Here is a 255-nt window from a genome sequence, read left to right as displayed (position 1 = left end):
CCTGGGGAGTACGGTCGCAAGATTAAAACTCAAAGGAATTGACGGGGACCCGCACAAGCGGTGGATGATGTGGATTAATTCGATGCAACGCGAAAAACCTTACCTACCCTTGACATGTACGGAAGACTGCCGAGAGGTGGTTGTGCCCGAAAGGGAGCCGTAACACAGGTGCTGCATGGCTGTCGTCAGCTCGTGTCGTGAGATGTTGGGTTAAGTCCCGCAACGAGCGCAACCCTTGTCCCTGGTTGCTACGCA

1 rRNA gene is annotated in these 255 nt (G+C 54.5%); it reads left to right on the top strand.

What is annotated here, in order from left to right:
• A 16S ribosomal RNA gene (locus VSR68_RS42655) occupies positions 1-255 on the top strand; the annotation flags it as partial.

Origin of the sequence: Paraburkholderia phymatum, from assembly GCF_038900715.1 — a bacterium.
Taxonomy (GTDB): Bacteria; Pseudomonadota; Gammaproteobacteria; order Burkholderiales; family Burkholderiaceae; genus Paraburkholderia; species Paraburkholderia phymatum_A.
This window is presented reverse-complemented; position numbering and strand designations above follow the sequence as displayed.